An 18,473-nucleotide genomic window follows, 5' to 3' on the forward strand; every position below is an offset into this window, starting at 1 on the left:
GCCTCAAGCGACCTCGAACACGCCTTCGACCTCGACCGCCGCATCCGCGGGCAGCGAGGCGACACCGACGGTGGTGCGAGCATGGCGGCCCTTGTCACCGAAGGCGGCGACCATCAGGTCGGAGGCGCCGTTCAGCACCTTCGGCCCGTCCAAAAAGTCCGGCGCAGAGTTGATGAAGCCGCCGAGGCGCACCACGCGCACGACCTTGTCGAGGTCGCCGAGCGCTGCCTTGACCTGGGCCAGCAGGTTGACCGCGCAGCCGCGCGCCGCCGCGGCACCGTCCTCGATCGAGACGCCGGCGCCGAGCTTACCCTTGGCGATCAGCTTGCCGGCGGGGTCGAAGCAGACCTGGCCGGAGACGAACAGCAGATTGCCGGTGCGCACGAACGGCACGTAATTGGCCACCGGGGTGGGGGCCTCATGCAGCTTGATGCCCTGTTCCGCCAGTTTCTGCTCGACCGTGCCCGCCATGTTCGACCTCGTTGTCCAAAAATTCGTCCAGGATTCGTCAGCCCGGGCGCTATCTGTTGGCCCGGCGCGTCCTGTTTCGCTCATCGTACCGCCACATGCAAGCAACCGGAGGCACCGCATTTTGTTGAGGCAGGGCAGGCGGTTCAACGCAAAGGCCGCAACTTTACGTGAAACGGCCTCAGTTGCGACGCAATGGAACAGTCATTAAAATGTCGAATCTGCGCTCGCCAAGGACGCGTCCCCAAGGAACAGACATGGTGCACCTTTTCCGGACTTCGCTCGGTGTGATGGCGCTCGCGGCGGCCAGTTTCGGCCCTGGCTGCGGGGCGCAGGCCGCCAACGGTCCGTTCCTCGCGCACCAGGCGCTGTACGATTTGAGCCTGGTGAAATCGCGCTCCAATTCGATCAACAGCGCGCGCGGCCGCATTCTCTACAACTTCACCGGGAGTGCCTGCGAGGGCTACACCTCGGAATTCCGCCAGGTCTCCGAGCTCGACAGCGGCGAGGGCAAGGTCACGCTCAGTGACCTCCGCTCCAATTCCTGGGAGGATGCCGCGGGAAAAAGCTACCGCTTCAAGATCGAGACGCGGATGAACGAGGCCGATGCCGGCCGGGTCGACGGCTCGGCGGAGCGCGACGGCGACCACATCAACGTCAAGCTGAAGCTGCCGGCACCCAAGACCTTCACCCTCGACGGCAAGATCGTGTTCCCGACCGAGCAGATCCAGCGCATCATCGCGGCGGCAAAGGACGGCAAGTCACTGCTCGAGCTCTCCGTCTATGACGGCTCGGACGACGGCCAGAAAGTCTACAACACGCTGACCGTGATCGGCCAGCCGATCCCCGCCGACCGCACGATCTCGTCCGATCCGTCGACCTCCGACGAGCACATGAAGTCGCTCAAGCGCTGGCCCGTCACCGTCAGCTATTTCGACCGCGAGTCCCAGCAGAAGGAAGGCGAGCAGACCCCGGTTTACGCGATGGCGTTCGAGCTCTACGAGAACGGCGTCTCCCGCCAGCTCGTGCTCGACTACAATGATTTCGTCATTTCCGGCGCCATGGGCAAGTTCGACGTCAAGGACAGCAATCCCTGTAACTGAGCGTCGACTCCCGACGCACGTCGGCAAGCCAACAGCCCGAAGAAAAAGGGCGCAGCCTCGGAAAGGCTGCGCCCTCGATGTTTCAGGGCAGGCGGAGCCGGGCTCCGCCGTGTCGCGATCAGGCCGCAAGGGCGTTGGGCGCGAGGTTCGCCTGCGGAACGACGACGTGCTCGGTGATCATGGTGCCGCCATGTCCATCCGAAGCCAGCGCGAAGTTCGCGGCCGAGTACTGGCCCAGCAGGACCAGCGAGGCCGAATTGACGCCGTTGCTGATTGTCAGCGTGCCGCCGCCATTGCCGGGATCGGCCGCGTAGCCCAGCGTCGTCCCCGCGCCGAAAGCGATGTCGCGGAGGTCGATGATGTCGGTATCGCCGAAGCCGGAGATCTGACCCGAAAACAGGTCGGAGCTGTCGAGCTGAAGCGTGCCGCCTTCGCCCTCGAACGTGACGTCGACCGCAGCGCCTCCCACGGCAACATGCGCGAGACCACCGGAGATGATCGTGCCGTTGGCCACGCCGCTGTTCACGAGCTCGACGCCGCCGCTGTGGACGATCGTTCCGTTGGTGATGCCGCCGGACACGGTCTGGAGGCCGCCGCTGTTCACCACCGTGTCGTTGGCGACGCCCATGACGTTCTCCTTGCCGTGATTTCCGATCACGGTATCGTCGACGACGCCATAGACGTATTCGATGCCACCGAGGTTGGTGGTGTTATCCGCAGTGCCGTAGACGAACTGGTATCCGCCGCTGATGACCATGTTCGTCGCAAGGCCGCCGACCTGGATCATGGCGTAGCCGCCGGTCAGCACCGTGGCATTCTTCGAGATGCCGCCGGTGTCGACCACCTCGTAGCCGCCGGAATTGACGGTCGTGTTTGTCGAGGTACCACCGGCGCTGACGATCTCGTAGCCGCCGCGGTTGACCGTGGTCGCGAACGAGCTTCCGCCTGCGCTGACGAACTCGTAGCCGCCGCTGTTGGCGATCGTGCCGCTGGTCACGCCGCCCGAGGTGACGACTTCGTAGCCGCCGCGGTTGACCACGGTGGCGAGCGCCGTGCCGTAGATCTGCACCTGCTGTGTTGCGCTCGTCAGGGTCGTGCCGCTCACCACGCCGCCGCCGAGCACGGTCTGCGTGCCGCCGGTCATCACCGTGTTGTTGGCGATTCCGTCCCAGACGATCTGCGAGCCGCCGCTCATATGCGTGCCGTTGGCGGTGCCGCCGGCCAGCACATATTCGAAGCCGCCGCTCATGGTGGTGTTGTTCGCGACACCGCCGCTTCCGATGAACTGCCACCCGCTGGTCATCGTCGTGTTGATCGCAAGGCCGATGATGTCCTGCTGGCCCCCGGCAATGGTGGTGCCGCTCGCGGTCGCACCGCCATAGACGGCCTGGTAGATGGCGTTGCCGAGCGTCGAGCCGCTGGCCACGCCACCGGAATAGACCCATTGCGCGCCGGCGCTCAGGTTGGTTCCGGTCGCGATGCCGCCGTCATAGATGGCCTGGACGCCGCCGCCGGTCGTGCGGCTCGCCGTGCCGCCGGAGTAGACGTTCTGTGTGGCGCCGTCCAAGGTGGTGTCGATCGCCTTGCCACCGTTGAAGATGTTCATGACGGCGCCGCCGGCGATCGTCGCATTGATGTCGGTGCCGAACACGTTCTCGACGGCAAGCCCGCCGAGGAAAGAGTCGACAGCCGTTCCGCCGGCGTCCACCACCAGCACGCCGCCGCCATTGACGACCGTCCCGTTGGCGGTGCCGCCGGTGTGGATCTCGAGCGTGCCGTTCCACAGGACCAAGGTCCCGTCGACGGTCGCCCCGGAGCCGACCTCCAGAGTGTCGCCCGGCTGTACTGTGTCAGTCATCGCATTTCTCCTGGTAAAATTCACTGTGTCCTATGTCCGTTTCGCGTCCCGAAGCCCGGGATGGTCTCGATTGTGCGTCTCACTTGGTCGAAGGTGATCAACCGCGTGCACTCGTGTCGCGGCGTATCCTTGTGGCGTGGACACCACAGGAAGTCTTTGTGGTCGAACCTGTGAACAGGATCGTTCCAGCAGGAATTGCAGGCGTGATAGTTGACGACGCGGTAGGGCGTCGTGAACTCGTTGGTCGGATGCGTGAAGCCACTGATGAGCACGACTGGCGTTCCGGTCGCCCAGGCAAGCCATGACAGCCCGCTCGACAGGCCGATGAAGAAGTCCGCGTGCTTGAGCCAGCGCGCGCGCTCCTGCAGCGGGCGGTCGCCGGTCTCGTCCTCGGCGCCGTGCGGAATCTGCGTCCACGCCACGCCGGAGCCGTGAACGGGCTTCTGGTCGATGCAGATCACGCGATACCCCGCCTGCTTCAGGAAGCGGACGGTCTCGCGCCAGCCGTGCGGATTATTCCAGTATTTGCACTGCGTCGTGCTCTGCACGGCGATGCAGACATAAGGCTCGGAAATCGGAGGGGTGTCATCGGCCAGCGCAATGCGTGGCGGTTGCTCGGCCGGATCCACGCCGAGGATGTAGCCGGCCGTGCGATGCAGGCCGACATGGCGGAAGTCGCAGGGCTGAAACACATGGTCCTTATCGTCGAAGAACAGCCCGATATTGTACGTCGCGTAGTAGCGGCGTGGATCGACCTCGCCGTGACCGAGCAGCGTGATGTCCGGATAGGCCGTGCGGAACAGCGGGATGACCTTTTCGGACATCGTGCAGGTCAGGCGGCAGCCGTGGAGGGCGCGAAATCTGTCCGCGTAGGGAAACCACCCGATCGTATCGCCGAGTGTCATCTCGGGAAGCTGGATCAGGACGTCGCGACCTGTGGCTGAATAGTCGTGCTGGAGGCCGACCTCGCCTTTGATCCATATTTCGAGACGGATGCGCACGAAGTAGCGCTTGGTCGAATTGATGCGGCCCGACTCGATCTCGGTTTCGAACAGCACATTGCCGCTGTCGATATCGCTGAGCCTGACCCGGTAGGGGCCGTTGCCGTCGGGGAGCAACACCCGGCAGCCGTCGTTGAAGTCGAAGCGGATGCCGAGCGGGCCGGACTGGGTCGGGACGTCGGCCGGCGGACGGAATGGCAGCTTGTCCGGCCCCGCCGACGGCGCCCGCGCGCTCTGCGGCGATGGCGCGCCAGAGCCCGGTCCCGGCGCCGGGGGCCGAGGTGAGCCGTTCGCGCCCGGAGCGGGTGATGGGGCGTGCGCAATATTCATAGGTGAGCGGTCGGCTAAATGGACTTCATCTGACGGTTTTGGTGCGGAATGGCTTGCTGTCGCTATCGCAACGACCGGGCCGTCGGTGTCGCGGCGACGGGTAGGCAATTACGATATGCGCATCAATTTTGTTATCATAACACAGTGAGCGATGGTTTATTCCTATCCATTGTTATGTGATGTTGCGTCGCGTTGACGCGTCGGTTCGCGCCGAACGACGCCGCCAAAGATGACGAGCCGATCTTGAAGAGCTGATCGGTGCATTTTTGATGACGAGGGCCAAGCGGGGCCTATTTTGTTGATGCAGAGAGCGATGCGGGCCTGAAGCTAGGGTTCACCCAAATGTCGTCGGCGTTGAGTAAGACCCCTGATCGCGGGGCGCGGGATCGCCGTTCAATTGAATTTACGTTCGTATGTGAGTCGCGTTTGCAATATATAACATATATCGCCGGAATATCATATGGGTTTCCGCGCGGCCGCCGAGGTGTCCGTGCGTGACCGGGTTGAGACATGACGGGGCGGCACATGGCTGAAGACGTGGCCCGAGAGCCGTCCGGAGACTCAGGCCTTCACGCGATCGTCGCCTTGTTGCGTTTGAACGGCGTGGGGGCGAGCCCGGACCAGGTCCGGCATCAATTCGGCAACACGATCGGTGTCACCGAGATCCTGCGTTGCGCAAAGGGCTTCGGCCTGAAAGCCAAGTCCGTCTCCACGAGATGGGAGCGGCTTGGCGGATTGCCGATGCCGTGCATTGCAGTCTTGCGCGACGGCGGGTTTCTGCTGCTCGGCAAGGCCGGGGAGGACAAGATCATCGTCCAGGTGCCGGATGCCGCGAAGCCGGACCTGATGACCCGGGCCAAGTTCGAGGCCGTATGGGACGGCCGGGCGATCCTGGTCGCCAAGCGTTCGCTGCTGACCGATCTCTCGCGGCGCTTCGACATCACCTGGTTCCTGGGGGCGATCCACAAATACCGGCGGCTGCTCGGCGAGGTGCTGGTCGGCTCGCTCTTCCTCCAGCTGTTCGCGCTGGTCTCCCCGTTGCTGTTCCAGGTCGTGATCGACAAGGTGCTGGTCCATCGCAGCATGACCACCCTGGACGTCGTCGTGACCGGGCTGGTCGCGATCGCGATCTTCGAGACGATCCTCGGCGCGCTCCGCACCTATCTGTTTTCGCACACGACCAATCGCATCGACGTCGAATTGGGCGCGCGGCTGTTTCGGCATCTGTTGGCGCTGCCCATCGGCTATTTCCGGGCGCGCCGGGTGGGGGACTCGGTTGCGCGGGTGCGGGAGCTGGAGAACATCCGCAATTTCCTCACCAGCTCGGCGCTGACCATCGCGATCGATCTCTTCTTCACCATCGTCTTCATCGCGGTGATGTGGTTCTATTCGCCGCTGCTCACGCTGATCACGTTGGCCTCGTTTCCGTTCTACATCGCGGTCTCGGCCGGCGTCAGTCCAGCCTTCCGCGGGCGCCTCGACGAGAAATTCCAGCGTGGTGCGGAGAACCAGGCCTTCCTGGTGGAATGCGTCACGGGCGTCGAGACGCTGAAGGCGATGGCGCTGGAGCCGCAGATGCAGCGGCGCTGGGAGGAGCAGCTCGCTGCTTACGTGGCGGCGAGCTTTCGCGTCATCAGCCTCGGCAATACCGCGAGCCAGGCCATCCAGTTCGTCAGCAAGGTCGCGACCGCCGCGATCCTGTATTTCGGCGCGAGGCTCGTCATCGGCGGCGATCTGACCGTCGGCGAGCTGGTCGCCTTCAATCTCCTGGCGGGGCGCGTCAGCACGCCGGTGCTTCGCCTGGCGCAGATCTGGCAGGATTTCCACCAGGCGCGGTTGTCGGTGCAGCGGCTGGGCGACATCCTGAACACGCCGGCAGAGCCCGTCTACACGCCGGGGCGCGCGGCGTTGCCCGCGATACGCGGCGACATCAAGTTCGAGCACGTCACCTTTCGCTACCGCATCGACGGTCCCGAGATTCTCAGCGATGTGAGCCTGAGCGTGCCGGCGGGGCAATTCGTTGGGGTCGTCGGCACCTCGGGATCGGGCAAGAGCACGCTCGCCAAGCTGATCCAGAGGCTCTACGTGCCCGAGAGCGGGCGTGTGCTGGTGGACGGCACTGACCTCGCCATGGTCGATCCGACCTGGCTGCGCCGGCAGATCGGCATAGTGCTCCAGGAGAATATCCTGTTCAACCGCACCGTCCGCGACAACATCGCGCTCGCCGATCCCACCATGCCGATCGAGCGCGTCATCGAAGCCGCGAGGCTCGCCGGGGCGCACGACTTCATCCTCGAGCTTCCGGAAGGGTACGACACGGTCGTCGGCGAGCAGGGGAGCACGCTGTCCGGTGGTCAGCGGCAGCGGATCGCCATCGCGCGGGCTCTGATGACCAATCCGCGCATCCTGATCCTCGACGAGGCGACGAGCGCGCTCGACTACGAGAGCGAGCGGATCGTCCAGCAGAACATGGCGCAGATCGCCAGGGGACGCACCGTCTTCGTGATCGCCCATCGCCTTTCGACGTTGCGCATGGCCCACCGCATCATCACGATGGATCGCGGCCGCCTGATCGAGGACGGGACTCATGACGAGTTGATCAAGACGGGCGGCCGCTACGCCACGCTGTTCCGGCTTCAGGCGGGCTTGCATGAAATCAGCTAGCAAGGTCGTGCCGTTTCCGGCCGGCAGGGCTCCGGTGAGGAGCAAGGACGAGATCGCCTTTCTGCCGGCCGCGCTGGAGATCGTCGAGGCGCCGCCCAACCCTGTCGGCCGCGCCGTCGGTGCCGTGATCGTTGCCGCCTTCGCGGTGGCGATCGTCTGGGCCTGCCTTGGCACCGTCGATATTGTCGCGGTGGCACCGGGCAAGGTGATCCCGAGCGGCCGGACCAAGGTGATCCAGCCGTTCGAGACTAGCGTGGTGCGCGCGATCCAGGTCGCCGATGGCCAGACGGTGCGGGCAGGGGACGTGCTGGTCGATCTCGACTCCACGATGAACGAGGCCGAGCTTGGGCATCTCAAGAGCGATCTCGTCGGCGCGCAGCTCGAGGCGGCGCGGCTGCGCGCGGCACTCGCCGGCAGCGGCGATCCGGTCGCCAGCTTCCATCCGCCGGAAGGCGCTCCCGCCGAGCTCGCGAAGGTCCAGCAGCGATTTCTGGCGAGCCAGGCCGCCGAGCAGGCCGCCAAGCTGGCCTCGATCGAGCACCAGGTCGCGCAGAAGGAGGCCGAGCGGGCCACGATCACGGCGATGATCGGCAAGCTCGAGGCGACCATCCCGCTGCTCCAGCAACGCGTCGACATGCGCAAGCAGCTGTTCGACAAGGAATTGGGATCGAAGATCTTCTATCTCCAGGAGCTCCAGGATCTGGTGGGCCAGCAGCAGGAGCTCGTGGTTCAAAGGAGCCGGTCCAAGGAGGCCGACGCGGCCCTCGCTGCACTGGTCGAGACCGGGACGAAGACGACGGCCGAATATCAGCGCTCGCTGTCGGACGATCTTGCCAAGGCCGAGCAGAAGGCCGCGGGCCTGATGCAGGACGTGGTCAAGGCCGAGCAGAGGAGGAGTTTTCAGCGCCTGACCGCGCCGGTCGACGGCGTCGTGCAGCAGCTTGCCATCCACACGGTCGGCGGCGTCGTCACGCCCGCGCAGTCGCTGATGGTGATCGTGCCGCTGGAGAGCCGGCTGGAGATCGAGGCGATGGTGTCGAACCGCGACATCGGCTTCATCGAGGTCGGCCAGGACGTCGCGATCAAGATCGATACCTTCAATTTCACCAGGTATGGTCTGGTGGACGGCAAGGTCACGAGCGTGTCACACGATGCCATCACCCGCGACAAGCCTGCGGACAAGAATGGCGACAGATCATTGGGCACCGAACAGGACAGCAGCGAGCCCAAGGGGCAGGAGCTGGTTTATTCGGCCCGGATCGCTCCCGCGAAGGACCGGATGCTGATCGAGGACAAATCCGTCAATCTCTCACCCGGCATGGCCGTGACGGTCGAGATCAAGACTGGGACGCGCTCGATCATCAGCTATCTGTTGTCGCCGCTTGCGCGCTATCGGCATGAAAGCATGCGGGAGAGATAGCGGAGCATCGCGCGCCGCATCTTTCCCGCTGGCTCCGATCTCGCGATCCGGATAGGCTGTCCGACGAACAAAACGCCAGGGAGCCCCCATGCCCAAGCTCGATCATCTTCGCCCCAGCGGCCTTCATCACAATCCGGCCTATTCCCATGTCGTCACCGCCTCCGGCGCCCGCACCATCTACATCTCGGGACAGGTGTCGGTGGACGAGGAAGGGCGCATCGTGGGTGAGGGCGATCTCGCCGCGCAGACCACGCAGGTGATGCAGAATCTGGGACATGCGCTGAAGGCGGCGGGCGCGAGCTATGCCAACATCGTGAAGATCACGACCTTCGTCGTCGATTACAAGCCGGAGCTGCGCCCGATCATCGGCAAGGCCCGCTCGGCTTTCTTCGAGGGCATGGACCCGCCGGCCTCGACCCTCGTCGGCGTCTCCGCGCTCGCCGCGCCGGAATGGCTGATCGAGATCGAAGCGATCGCTGTTGCGGATTGAGTGTGCAGCAATGACCTCGAATGATTCCATCCGGATCGCGGCTGCGCTGATGAGCCGGAGCGATGGGCATGTCCTGCTGATCAGGAAACGGGCCACCGAGGCTTTCATGCAACCGGGCGGCAAGATCGAAGCGGGCGAGCATCCACAGGCCGCGCTGAGGCGGGAATTGGCCGAAGAGCTCGGGATCGAGGTCGACCCGAGCGAGATGACGTATCTCGGCCGATACACCGCGCCGGCTGCACACGAGCCGGGGCGGCTGGTTGATGCCGAAATCTTCCGTATCGCCATCGCGCGGTCGGTCCATCCCGGTGCGGAGATCGAGGAGTTCCTATGGCTGGACCCGAATGCGCCTGGATCGGTGAAGCTTGCGCCGCTGACACGCGACAAAGTGCTGCCGCTGTGTTCGCGTCCGGTCCGATAGCCGTACCTCCGCTCCAGCAAAAACTGAAAAACAACCCCATGCACAGTAGAAGCGCAATCTCGGAACCGCCATAATTTCGTATTTTGCGAAATTACTTTGACGCGTCGGGCAAAACAGTGGCACTATGGCATCGTGGCCGTCCGAATATAGCAACGGCCAATCGAGGTAGGTGACGCGCGCAATCCGTACGCGATGTCCTGTCTCCGGGCAAACCGCGTTACAGTCGCCAGGCGGTTTCGAACGAAGGGAAAGGCCATGTCGCGAGGGCTTCGCATCGGAGAGGTCGCCGGCCGAACGGGCCGCAGTATTCACACTATCCGTTGGTATGAAGCTCAGGGCTTGATCCCCGGCGTTATCAGGGATCGCGGCGGACGACGGGTCTACAGCGATTTTCACGTTGGCTGGTTGGATCTGATGGAGCGCCTGCGCGGCACCGGCATGTCGGTCAAACAGATGCGCGAATATGCGGCGCTTGCGAAACGCGGCGAAGCAACGCTGACCGAGCGTCACGCGCTGCTCGCAGCCCATCAGCAGCGCGTGCAGGACAACATCCATCGTTGGACGCAGGCTTTGGCGCTCATCGAAGCCAAGGTCGAATTCTATGAGGAGTGGATCGTCAGCGGGGAAAGACCCGCCGTGTCGCCGCATGGACGCCTCAAGGCCGCACCGGCCTCATTGGCTGCCGGGCGGCCTTAGCACCCTCTCGACCAATGCGGTGTCCATGTACTCGGTCAGCTCGCGCAGTTTTCCGTCCGCCATGCGAATGACGAAGCAGTACGTGTTGGCGTAGAGCTCGCCGGCCAGCGTCGTCGCATTGCCCCGGCATTCGGCGACGACGTAATCGCCTTCAGCAATGATGCGGGATACCGTGAGGCTGGTGGGAGCGGTGAATTGTCGGTGGAGAGGCTTCATCAGGCACTCTAGCACGTCGGCCTTGCCGACGTACTCGCCGGACCAGGCCGTCGAGCCGGTGATGCGCCAGACGAAATCATCTGCCATCGCGGCGATGAACGGGCCGGGGTCGCGACGTGCGCGCGCATCCATGATGCCCTGAATGAGTGCCTTGTTGTTGTCGGTCACTGTCATGGGCTGTCTCCTGAAATCGAGGCCAGCCGTCTCTCTACAGGCTAGAGCGTGCTCTAGATCAAGCCGAATTTAGGATGTGGACTCATTAGCGCCGAGCCGTAGCCTGATTGACGCGAAATGGACGAAGGCAAGCTAATTGGCGCCAAGATTGTCGTACCGCGTCGCTACCCGACGACATTGCTTGATCCTGTTGAAGAGCAGCTCAACTCGATTGCGAGCGTGATATGGGCACTGGTGTGGTAAGGTATGCGCCCACCTTGTCGATTTTGCACTTCCGGCGAGAGTTCGGTCTGCGCAGAACTCTTTTCGGGTTGAAGCAACTGCTCGGCGAGGCACAGCAGTGCAACCTTCAGGCGTCGTCGCGACACAATCATTGATTGCTTCCTATGTCCAGCTATCGCCAACATAGTTCGTCCGTGCGGACTAGAGGTGAGTCCGCAAGTGGCCCTTCCGCGACCTCGGGAGACGTCCACTTTCCCGCCGTTGTCAGGGGTTGAGCAGACATCGGGCGGCCAGCCGCTTATGAGTACATAGCCTAGCTAGGCTCAGTTCGTCCCGCTCATGTTTTGCAACAGAGCCATCGCCTCGTCAGCCCGGTCCACGGCCACGAAGAGATGGTCGTGGTGGAAGGCCGAAACGGCATTCACGCTGATCCCGGCCGCGGCGAGACGCGCGGTGATTGCTGCCAAAAAGCCCACCGCATCGAGCGCGGAGTGAACCGCGAGGGTGATCAGGCGCGATGGGAATGCGCACCGTAGTCCCGCACGTTCGGCCTCCTCGTGCCGTATCACCAGCGTAGTTCCTTCGCGTTCGCGGAACGTCAGCATCGGGCTGATGGTGGCTGGAATGCTCGCGCTTGGTGCAAGCGTGCAAAACACGAAGGTGCCGTCCATGATCTCCGGCTTCATGTTGCTCAGCAGCGCGTCGAGATCGCGTTCGCCTGTCACGGTGCCAGCCTCCGAACCGGTAAGATCGTTTGAGCCCCTGCGAAGCCATTGGCGCCAGCGACCGTTGATGCCAGAAGCAACATACCTTTGTATATCCGCTCTAATCCTTCTCATAGGCTGGTCTTACGCTGGTACAATTGAGCGACGGCGGGAGATTCTTACAATTTGAGTCCACTCGGGTCACTGCGAGGAAGCTCAAATGAACGTCGTCATCCGGAAGCTCAACGGCTTGTGGCACCTCATCGTCGGGTCTGGCCAGATCCGAACGCCGTTCCTGGAAACTCAGGATCGGCAGTTGGTCGTTCGATATGCCAGGCGCGCCTATCCGGGTGCACGGATCTTCGAATGCGACTGAGTTGAACAGGACACGATCACTCCTGCGCCTTCTCCGGCCCGTCATAGGCGATGCCCCGGATCACGGCGGCGCTGCCGAACTTCTTGCGCAGACTGTCGACGGCGCGCTCGGCATGGGCGGCGCGACGGTCCAGCATGTCGGTGTCGTCGGCGGGCGAGCCTTCGCGCAGCGCGCTGACGCCGGCGCCCATCAGGCGGAAGGCTGTGCCGTCGATCTCTTTCGCCAGCATCTCGCGGCAGATCGAAAAAATCTTTGCGGCGAGCTGCGTCGGGGCTGCGATCGACTGCGAGCGGGTGCGCTGGCGGAAATCGGCGGTCTTCAGCTTCAGCGTCACCGTCGAGCCGGCGAGCTCGCTGCTCTTGAGGCGCGACGATGTCTTCTCGCACAGCCGCCACAGGATTTTTTCCAGCGTCGCGAAATCGCGGATGTCGGTCTCGAAGGTGGTCTCGCTGGAGATCGTCTTGGCGCCGCGGTCAGGCTCGACGCGGCGGTCGTCGATGCCGCGCGCGAGCCGCCACAGCCTGCGGCCATCGCTCGGAAATTGCCGCATCATCTCGATCTCGTCGGCCTTCTGCAGATCGGCGATGATGCGGAAGCCGCGCTGCACGAGGCGCTCCTGGGTGGCGGGTCCGACGCCGAAGATGAAGCCGACCGGCTTTTCCGCCAGCATCACGCGCGCCTCTTCCTGGTCCAGTGTCGCAAAGCCGCGCGGCTTGCCGAGGTCGGAGGCGATCTTGGCCAAAAACTTGTTGCAGGACAGCCCGACCGAGACGGTGATGCCGACGTCGCGCTCGACGTTGCGGGCAAAGCGCGCCAGCACCTTGGCCGGGATCATGCCGTGCACCCGCTCGGTGCCGGAGAGATCGAGGAAGGCCTCGTCGATCGAGAGCGGCTCGACCAGCGGCGTCAGCGCCTGCATGGCCTGCCGCACCTCGCGCCCGACGCGGACGTATTTCGCCATGTCGGGCGGAATCACGGTCGCATGGGGACAGGCCTCGAGGGCCTTGAACATCGGCATCGCCGAGCGCACGCCGTAGGTGCGTGCGATGTAGCAGGCGGCCGACACCACGCCGCGCTTGCCCCCGCCGATGATGACGGGCTTGTCGGCGATGTCGGGATTGTCGCGCTTCTCGACCGTCGCATAGAAGGCGTCGCAGTCGATATGGGCGATGGTCAGGCTCGACAGTGCTCGGTGGCGGACGAGGCGGGGGGAGCCGCAGGCGGAACAGCGCCGCACGCCCATATCCAGATCGGCCAGACAATCCCGGCAGAAGCAGCGGGGCCCGGCCGTATCAGGACCAGTCACGGCACGTCGCGCTCCCAATTGGGGTCGCCGAGCGCATCACCGAGGACCTGCCGCGCCGCGGCAACGTTGGTCGGGTGCAGTTCCGCGGCCTTGGCGAAGGCCTTCACGGTGTCGTCATCACGCAGCACGAAATCGAGCACGCTGAGGAGGAAATTGGGGTCCGAGGCGGCGTTGCGCAGGGTCTCCGGACCGACCCCTGTCTCGGCCAGGAACAGGCCCAGCCGCTCGGGCTCGCTCGCGACGAAGGACAGCGCCTGAATCGCAACGATTTCAGCAACTTCCCGGGGGTTGTGAACAGGCTTTTTCAATGGCGCAGTTTGCCTTTCCGTTAACTTTCGGTGTCTACTTTGGATCATGCCCGAGTCTTGGGATTGAGTCTCGGCCCTGAGTCTTGCCGGCCCGCGACAAGCAACTGGAAACCACATCGCAGAAAGTGGGCCCTCGGGTTTAACGAAACTAGAGCGAATCTGGGGCTAGTTTGAATCCAGTTTTCGAAGCGCCGGAAAGAGGCGCCTGAGGCGTCACATGTATCGGTCTTTCGGACCAAACAGGAGGGCGGGATGGCTAAGACCGTCCTGATCGTGGAAGACAACGAGCTCAACATGAAGCTCTTCCGCGACCTGTTGGAGGCGCACGGCTATCAGACCTCCGGCACCAGCAACGGCTACGAGGCGCTCGACCTCGTGCGCAAGATGCGGCCTGACCTCGTGCTGATGGATATCCAATTGCCGCAGGTCTCCGGCCTCGAGGTGACGCGCTGGATCAAGGACGATCCGGAGCTGCGTGCCATTCCCGTCGTCGCGGTCACGGCGTTCGCGATGAAGGGCGACGAAGAGCGCATCCGCGAGGGCGGCTGCGAGGCCTATTTGTCCAAGCCGATCTCGGTCGGCAAATTCATTGAGACGGTCCGGCGTTTTATCGGATAGGAAGTGAGTTCACAGTGTCCGCGCGTATCCTGGTTGTCGATGACGTTCCTGCCAACGTCAAGCTGCTGGAGGCCCGACTCTCGGCCGAATATTTCGACGTGATGACCGCCTCGAACGGCGCCGAGGCCCTGGCGATCTGCCGGAGAGCCGAATGCGACATCATCCTGCTCGACGTCATGATGCCTGATATGGATGGCTTCGAAGTCTGCCGCCGCCTCAAGACCGATCCGGCCACGCACCACATCCCCGTCGTGATGGTCACCGCACTCGACAGCCCCGCCGACCGCAACCGCGGCTTGGAGGCCGGCGCCGACGATTTCCTCACAAAGCCCGTCTCCGACGTCGTGCTGATCGCGCGCGTGCGCTCGCTGACGCGGCTGAAGATGATGACCGATGAGCTGCGCATGCGCGCCATCACCTCGCTCGAGATCGGCATGCAGGCGCCCGAGCGCAGCGCCGTCGCCGACACCGGCAAGGGCGGCCGCATCCTTCTGGTCGACGACCGCCAGTCCTCCTATGAGCGACTGGCGACAACCCTCGCCGCCGAGCACACCATCGACGTCGAGCCGAACCCGACGGAGGCGCTGTTCCACGCCGCCGAGGGCAATTACGACCTCCTGATCGTCTCGCTCGACCTCAACAATTTCGATGGCCTCAGGCTGTGCAGCCAGGCGCGCTCGCTTGAGCGCACGCGCCACGTGCCGATCCTCGCCATTGCCGACCCCGAGAACTCGACGCGGCTGCTCCGCGGCCTCGAGATCGGCGTCAACGATTATCTGCTGCGTCCGATCGACAAGACCGAGCTCCTGGCGCGCGCCCGCACCCAGATCCGCCGCCGTCGCTACACCGATCACCTGCGCGACAACGTGCAGAACTCGATCGAGATGGCGATCACCGACGCGCTCACCGGCCTGCACAATCGCCGCTACATGGAGAGCCATCTGGCAACGCTCGCCGAGCAGGCCTCGATGCGCGGCAAGCCGCTGGCGCTGATGATTTTGGACATCGACTACTTCAAATCCATCAACGACAATTACGGCCATGATGCCGGCGACGACGTCCTGCGCGAATTTGCCGTACGCGTGCGCAAATCGATCCGCGGCATTGATCTCGCCTGCCGCTATGGCGGCGAGGAGTTCGTCATCGTGATGCCGGAGACCGATCTGCACGTCGCCGGCATGGTCGCCGAGCGCCTGCGCCGCTCGATTGCGGGGGAGCCGTTCGCCGTCCACAAGGGCACCAAGCGCATCGAGGTCACGATCTCGATTGGCCTCACCACGCTGGAGCAGAAGGGCGAGGCGGTCGCCGACGTCCTCAAGCGCGCCGACACCGCGCTCTATCGCGCCAAGCACGACGGCCGCAATCGCGTGGTGTCGCAGGCGGCGTGAGGCTGCCTGCGCATAAAAATGCGAAAACAACCCCATGCACAGTAGCCGGCGTTAGTCGGATCAAGGACTTGCGCGGATCGCGGAATGATCGGCGCCGGTTGCACCGCAATTTGACACGTCGGGCAAAACAGGGGCATGTTGGTAGGGTCGAGCGACGCGTGAATAGTTGCTGTCGCCACATCCTCAGCTGTCGTCCCCGCGCAGGCGGGGGCCCATAACCCCAGGGAGGGGTTATAGCGCGAGCTGGTAACTCCGAGTCTTCGCCAAACGTCTTCCTGTGGTTATGGGTCCCGGATCTGCGCTTCGCTTGTCCGGGACGACGGCGGTTATTGTGGCGCGGGCTTGCCTCGCTTCACCGCCTTGGCATCCCCACCCACATCAACCCCCGCGTTCCGCAGCAACACCTTCGCCGCCTCCTTTGCGGCGCGCGCCATCGCGGCGTCGTCGCGGACGAGGTCCTGCGCGATGGAGCCATCGACGAGCAGCACGAGCTGCGTTGCCAGCGCATCCGCATCCGCAACACCGAGCTCGGTCAAGCGATCACGAAACCAGATCCGGCGGCTTTCCTTGAAGGCGATCGCGATCTTCTTCACCGAGCGGTCGGCGGGCCCAAGCTCCGCCACCGCATTCACGAACGGGCAGCCGCGAAAATCCTTCGCCGCAAACCGCCGCTCCAGCGAATCGAAGGTGGCGAGGATCTGCTCGGCCGGCGGCCTGTCGGAGGGGCGCTGAGCTACAAAGCGGCGCTCGAGATAGGCTGCGATCAGCGCGTCTTTTGAGGGGAAATGGTTGTAGAGCGTGCGCTTGCTGATGCCGACCTCGGCCGCGATGGTGTCGACGCCGATGGCGCGAATGCCTTGCAGATAGAACAGCTTGTCGGCGGTCTGAAGGATCCGCTCTTTCATCGTCTGTGGAGGGGGCAGGGGAGCCATGCGGCGTCGGGTGTCCTGTTCGCTTGACAGCAACGGCCTTCTATAGCCTAAGTACACAGGTCTGTGTAACCAAAATCAACTGATATTGCAGACGGCGGCGGTTGCGCTGCGCCCAGATGGGAGAACAAAAATGCCCCTGTTGCAGGTCCTGCGTCCGACATTGCCCATCCTGATCGGCGCCTCGATCATGCTGACGCTGAGCATGGGGCTGCGGCAGAGCCTGGGCATCTTCATGCAGCCGCTGACGCACGACATCCACATCTCGATCTCGGATTTCACGCTGGCGCTCGCCGTGCAGAATCTCGCCTGGGGCTTCCTCCAGCCGCTCGCCGGCGCGATGACGGTGCGCTACGGCTTCCGGCCCATCATGATCGTTGGCGCGCTGATGTACATCGTCGGCCTCGCGCTGATGGCAATCGCGAACGGCCTCGTCAGCATCATGATCGGCGCCGGTGTGCTGATCGGCACCTCGCTCGCCTGCACCGCCGCGGCGATCGCGATGTCGGTGGCGGCGCGCGCGGTGCCCGAAACGGTGCGCTCCACCGTGCTCGGCATCGTCTCCGGTGCGGGCTCGCTCGGCGCCTTGCTGTCGGCGCCGATCGGCCAGATGCTCAACGAGGGCTTTGGCTGGCGCATCGGGCTTGCCGGCTTCGTCGTCATGTCGGTGCTGATGATCCCCGCGGCATGGTATGCCGGCCGCGTCGACGCCATCCCGCTGCCGAAGCCGGCCGCCGACGACATCGGCGATGCCACGGCCGCGTCGGTGACGAAGGCGGCGTTCGGAAATGCTCCCTTCGTGGTGATGACCTGCGCCTATCTCGTCTGCGGCATGCAACTCGTCTTCCTTACCACGCACCTGCCGTCCTATCTCGCCATCTGCGGCCTCGATCCGATGCTCAGCGCGCAGACGCTCGGCATGATCGGCGGCTTCAACGTGCTGGGCTCGCTGTTCTTCGGCTGGGCCGGCCAGCGCTGGAACAAGCTGGCGCTGCTCGGCGGCATCTACATCCTGCGCTCGCTCGCTCTTGCCTGGTACTTCATGTTGCCGGCGACGTCGTTCTCGACGCTGCTGTTCGGCGCGATCATGGGCTTCCTCTGGATGGGCGTCGGCCCGCTGGTCGCAGGCGCCGTCGCCGAGATGTTCGGCCTGCGCTGGCAGGCGATGATCCAGGGCCTCGCCTTCATGAGCCACCAGATCGGCAGCTTCCTCGGCGCTTACGGGGGAGGGCTGCTCTACGACGCGCTCGGCTCCTACACCATGGCCTGGCGCATCGGCGTGGCGCTCGGTCTTGCAGGCGGCATCATCCAGATCGCCTTCGCGCTGATCCGGCCCTCGCAGCCGCCAGCGCCGGTGCTGCGGACGGCGTAGGCGCGGGTGGGCTCATGTAGGTCCGCTCACGCGAGTGGAGCCGAAAAGCAAGGCGCGGTCTGACCGGTCGCTTGTGATCTCAAAGCGATCGGCAATCGAGATTGCAATAATTTTCCCGGCAAGGTTAGCTCGCTGCGTAGTGTTTTCGCGAAAAATCTTGCGCCCTGCAACTTTCGACTTTTGCAACAATATCGGCCCGTGGCTGACCTTAGCTAAGAGCGCCGCGAGGTCTGCTTCCTGCATGGGTAGTCGGTCAGCACAGCTGACGATATTCGCTGCGCTTTGCGGGCCCGACGGCTGACGTCCGCCACGCTTCATGTTACGGTGCGGTTAGCTTTGGATCGTGCGGTCATGCCTTCAGTGTTGACCGTTTATCGGCTCTGGCTGAGCCGGTTCTACCTAGAAGCTC

Annotated in this window: 19 protein-coding genes and 1 pseudogene; 10 read left to right on the forward strand and 10 right to left on the reverse strand. The window is 63.9% G+C overall.

The window, feature by feature from the left end; translation table 11 throughout:
• Window positions 1-3: 3 nt before the first annotated feature.
• Complete coding sequence (locus AAFG16_RS23100) at window positions 4-471, reverse strand: RidA family protein (protein ID WP_014494672.1); 468 nt, start codon at window positions 469-471, stop codon at window positions 4-6.
• Window positions 472-725: 254 nt separating this feature from the next.
• Here AAFG16_RS23100 and AAFG16_RS23105 point away from each other — a divergent pair, with 254 nt between their 5' ends.
• A complete protein-coding gene (locus tag AAFG16_RS23105) occupies window positions 726-1,571 on the forward strand; it encodes a cell envelope integrity EipB family protein (RefSeq protein WP_283086436.1) in 846 nt (281 codons plus the stop codon).
• A 118-nt stretch (window positions 1,572-1,689) separates the two neighbouring features.
• Here the strand turns inward: AAFG16_RS23105 and AAFG16_RS23110 are convergent, their stop codons facing one another.
• Entirely contained in the window at window positions 1,690-3,429 is a 1,740-nt protein-coding gene (locus tag AAFG16_RS23110) for a hypothetical protein (protein ID WP_342740655.1), read from the reverse strand.
• 20 nt (window positions 3,430-3,449) lie between these two features.
• Window positions 3,450-4,760 (reverse strand): autotransporter strand-loop-strand O-heptosyltransferase, encoded by a 1,311-nt coding sequence (locus AAFG16_RS23115; RefSeq protein ID WP_342740656.1) that lies wholly within the window; start codon window positions 4,758-4,760, stop codon window positions 3,450-3,452.
• 525 nt (window positions 4,761-5,285) lie between these two features.
• Here AAFG16_RS23115 and AAFG16_RS23120 point away from each other — a divergent pair.
• The 5 genes from AAFG16_RS23120 (at window position 5,286) to AAFG16_RS23140 (ending at window position 10,451) form a co-directional block, all read left to right on the forward strand.
• Window positions 5,286-7,424: a type I secretion system permease/ATPase gene (locus AAFG16_RS23120; RefSeq protein ID WP_342740657.1), complete on the forward strand. Its 2,139-nt coding sequence runs from the start codon at window positions 5,286-5,288 to the stop codon at window positions 7,422-7,424.
• Window positions 7,411-8,844, forward strand: coding sequence for an HlyD family type I secretion periplasmic adaptor subunit (locus tag AAFG16_RS23125; RefSeq protein WP_342740658.1), 1,434 nt, complete (start codon window positions 7,411-7,413; stop codon window positions 8,842-8,844). Before AAFG16_RS23120 ends, AAFG16_RS23125 begins: the two co-directional genes overlap by 14 nt.
• A gap of 88 nt (window positions 8,845-8,932) precedes the next feature.
• The gene (locus AAFG16_RS23130; RefSeq protein ID WP_342740659.1) at window positions 8,933-9,334 is read left to right on the forward strand and encodes a RidA family protein; all 402 of its coding nucleotides are present in this window, start codon (window positions 8,933-8,935) and stop codon (window positions 9,332-9,334) included.
• 10 nt (window positions 9,335-9,344) lie between these two features.
• Complete coding sequence (locus AAFG16_RS23135; protein ID WP_342740660.1) at window positions 9,345-9,755, forward strand: NUDIX domain-containing protein; 411 nt, start codon at window positions 9,345-9,347, stop codon at window positions 9,753-9,755.
• 414 nt (window positions 9,756-10,169) lie between these two features.
• A complete protein-coding gene (locus tag AAFG16_RS23140) occupies window positions 10,170-10,451 on the forward strand; it encodes a hypothetical protein (RefSeq protein ID WP_342740661.1) in 282 nt (93 codons plus the stop codon).
• Here the strand turns inward: AAFG16_RS23140 and AAFG16_RS23145 are convergent.
• The 3 genes and pseudogenes from AAFG16_RS23145 to AAFG16_RS23155 all read right to left on the reverse strand — a co-directional run bounded on the left by AAFG16_RS23145 (window position 10,428) and on the right by AAFG16_RS23155 (window position 11,788).
• On the reverse strand, window positions 10,428-10,841 hold the full coding sequence (locus AAFG16_RS23145) for a nuclear transport factor 2 family protein (RefSeq protein WP_342740662.1): 414 nt from the start codon (window positions 10,839-10,841) through the stop codon (window positions 10,428-10,430). The two genes, AAFG16_RS23140 and AAFG16_RS23145, sit on opposite strands and share 24 nt — an antisense overlap.
• A gap of 132 nt (window positions 10,842-10,973) precedes the next feature.
• Window positions 10,974-11,057, reverse strand: a pseudogene (locus tag AAFG16_RS23150) (IS5/IS1182 family transposase); the annotation flags it as partial.
• Window positions 11,058-11,386: 329 nt separating this feature from the next.
• Complete coding sequence (locus AAFG16_RS23155; protein WP_342740663.1) at window positions 11,387-11,788, reverse strand: ACT domain-containing protein; 402 nt, start codon at window positions 11,786-11,788, stop codon at window positions 11,387-11,389.
• 199 nt (window positions 11,789-11,987) lie between these two features.
• On the opposite strand from AAFG16_RS23155, the gene AAFG16_RS23160 reads away from it, so the two are divergent.
• Entirely contained in the window at window positions 11,988-12,143 is a 156-nt protein-coding gene (locus tag AAFG16_RS23160; protein WP_283086445.1) for a hypothetical protein, read from the forward strand.
• A gap of 16 nt (window positions 12,144-12,159) precedes the next feature.
• Here AAFG16_RS23160 and AAFG16_RS23165 read toward each other — a convergent pair whose 3' ends face one another.
• Window positions 12,160-13,449, reverse strand: coding sequence for a DNA polymerase IV (locus tag AAFG16_RS23165; protein WP_342740664.1), 1,290 nt, complete (start codon window positions 13,447-13,449; stop codon window positions 12,160-12,162).
• Window positions 13,446-13,757: a DUF3572 domain-containing protein gene (locus AAFG16_RS23170; protein ID WP_283086447.1), complete on the reverse strand. Its 312-nt coding sequence runs from the start codon at window positions 13,755-13,757 to the stop codon at window positions 13,446-13,448. Before AAFG16_RS23170 ends, AAFG16_RS23165 begins: the two co-directional genes overlap by 4 nt.
• 252 nt (window positions 13,758-14,009) lie before the next feature.
• On the opposite strand from AAFG16_RS23170, the gene AAFG16_RS23175 reads away from it, so the two are divergent.
• Both AAFG16_RS23175 and AAFG16_RS23180 read left to right on the forward strand, forming a co-directional pair.
• Window positions 14,010-14,375 carry a response regulator gene (locus tag AAFG16_RS23175; RefSeq protein WP_008566616.1) on the forward strand — a complete coding sequence of 122 codons (366 nt, stop codon included), beginning with the start codon at window positions 14,010-14,012 and terminating at the stop codon, window positions 14,373-14,375.
• Between the two features lie 14 nt (window positions 14,376-14,389).
• Window positions 14,390-15,763, forward strand: coding sequence for a PleD family two-component system response regulator (locus AAFG16_RS23180; RefSeq protein ID WP_342740665.1), 1,374 nt, complete (start codon window positions 14,390-14,392; stop codon window positions 15,761-15,763).
• A gap of 326 nt (window positions 15,764-16,089) precedes the next feature.
• Here the strand turns inward: AAFG16_RS23180 and AAFG16_RS23185 are convergent, their stop codons facing one another.
• Window positions 16,090-16,695 carry a TetR/AcrR family transcriptional regulator gene (locus tag AAFG16_RS23185; RefSeq protein WP_342740666.1) on the reverse strand — a complete coding sequence of 202 codons (606 nt, stop codon included), beginning with the start codon at window positions 16,693-16,695 and terminating at the stop codon, window positions 16,090-16,092.
• A 130-nt stretch (window positions 16,696-16,825) separates the two neighbouring features.
• Here AAFG16_RS23185 and AAFG16_RS23190 point away from each other — a divergent pair, with 130 nt between their 5' ends.
• Complete coding sequence (locus AAFG16_RS23190; protein WP_342740667.1) at window positions 16,826-18,064, forward strand: MFS transporter; 1,239 nt, start codon at window positions 16,826-16,828, stop codon at window positions 18,062-18,064.
• A 12-nt stretch (window positions 18,065-18,076) separates the two neighbouring features.
• On the opposite strand, the gene AAFG16_RS23195 is transcribed toward AAFG16_RS23190, so the two are convergent.
• The gene (locus AAFG16_RS23195; RefSeq protein ID WP_342740668.1) at window positions 18,077-18,307 is read right to left on the reverse strand and encodes a hypothetical protein; all 231 of its coding nucleotides are present in this window, start codon (window positions 18,305-18,307) and stop codon (window positions 18,077-18,079) included.
• Between the last annotated feature and the right edge of the window lie 166 nt (window positions 18,308-18,473).

The organism is Bradyrhizobium sp. B117 (genome assembly GCF_038969555.1).
Lineage (GTDB): Bacteria > Pseudomonadota > Alphaproteobacteria > Rhizobiales > Xanthobacteraceae > Bradyrhizobium.

Bases quoted from the DNA above. Each gene is read 5' to 3' on its own strand.
- AAFG16_RS23100 (WP_014494672.1), bottom strand. From the start codon at position 471: ATGGCGGGCACGGTCGAGCAGAAACTGGCGGAACAGGGCATCAAGCTG.
- AAFG16_RS23105 (WP_283086436.1), top strand. From the start codon at position 726: ATGGTGCACCTTTTCCGGACTTCGCTCGGTGTGATGGCGCTCGCGGCG.
- AAFG16_RS23110 (WP_342740655.1), bottom strand. From the start codon at position 3,429: ATGACTGACACAGTACAGCCGGGCGACACTCTGGAGGTCGGCTCCGGG.
- AAFG16_RS23115 (WP_342740656.1), bottom strand. From the start codon at position 4,760: ATGAATATTGCGCACGCCCCATCACCCGCTCCGGGCGCGAACGGCTCA.
- AAFG16_RS23120 (WP_342740657.1), top strand. From the start codon at position 5,286: ATGGCTGAAGACGTGGCCCGAGAGCCGTCCGGAGACTCAGGCCTTCAC.
- AAFG16_RS23125 (WP_342740658.1), top strand. From the start codon at position 7,411: ATGAAATCAGCTAGCAAGGTCGTGCCGTTTCCGGCCGGCAGGGCTCCG.
- AAFG16_RS23130 (WP_342740659.1), top strand. From the start codon at position 8,933: ATGCCCAAGCTCGATCATCTTCGCCCCAGCGGCCTTCATCACAATCCG.
- AAFG16_RS23135 (WP_342740660.1), top strand. From the start codon at position 9,345: ATGACCTCGAATGATTCCATCCGGATCGCGGCTGCGCTGATGAGCCGG.
- AAFG16_RS23140 (WP_342740661.1), top strand. From the start codon at position 10,170: ATGGAGCGCCTGCGCGGCACCGGCATGTCGGTCAAACAGATGCGCGAA.
- AAFG16_RS23145 (WP_342740662.1), bottom strand. From the start codon at position 10,841: ATGACAGTGACCGACAACAACAAGGCACTCATTCAGGGCATCATGGAT.
- AAFG16_RS23160 (WP_283086445.1), top strand. From the start codon at position 11,988: ATGAACGTCGTCATCCGGAAGCTCAACGGCTTGTGGCACCTCATCGTC.
- AAFG16_RS23175 (WP_008566616.1), top strand. From the start codon at position 14,010: ATGGCTAAGACCGTCCTGATCGTGGAAGACAACGAGCTCAACATGAAG.
- AAFG16_RS23185 (WP_342740666.1), bottom strand. From the start codon at position 16,695: ATGGCTCCCCTGCCCCCTCCACAGACGATGAAAGAGCGGATCCTTCAG.
- AAFG16_RS23190 (WP_342740667.1), top strand. From the start codon at position 16,826: ATGCCCCTGTTGCAGGTCCTGCGTCCGACATTGCCCATCCTGATCGGC.
- AAFG16_RS23195 (WP_342740668.1), bottom strand. From the start codon at position 18,307: ATGCAGGAAGCAGACCTCGCGGCGCTCTTAGCTAAGGTCAGCCACGGG.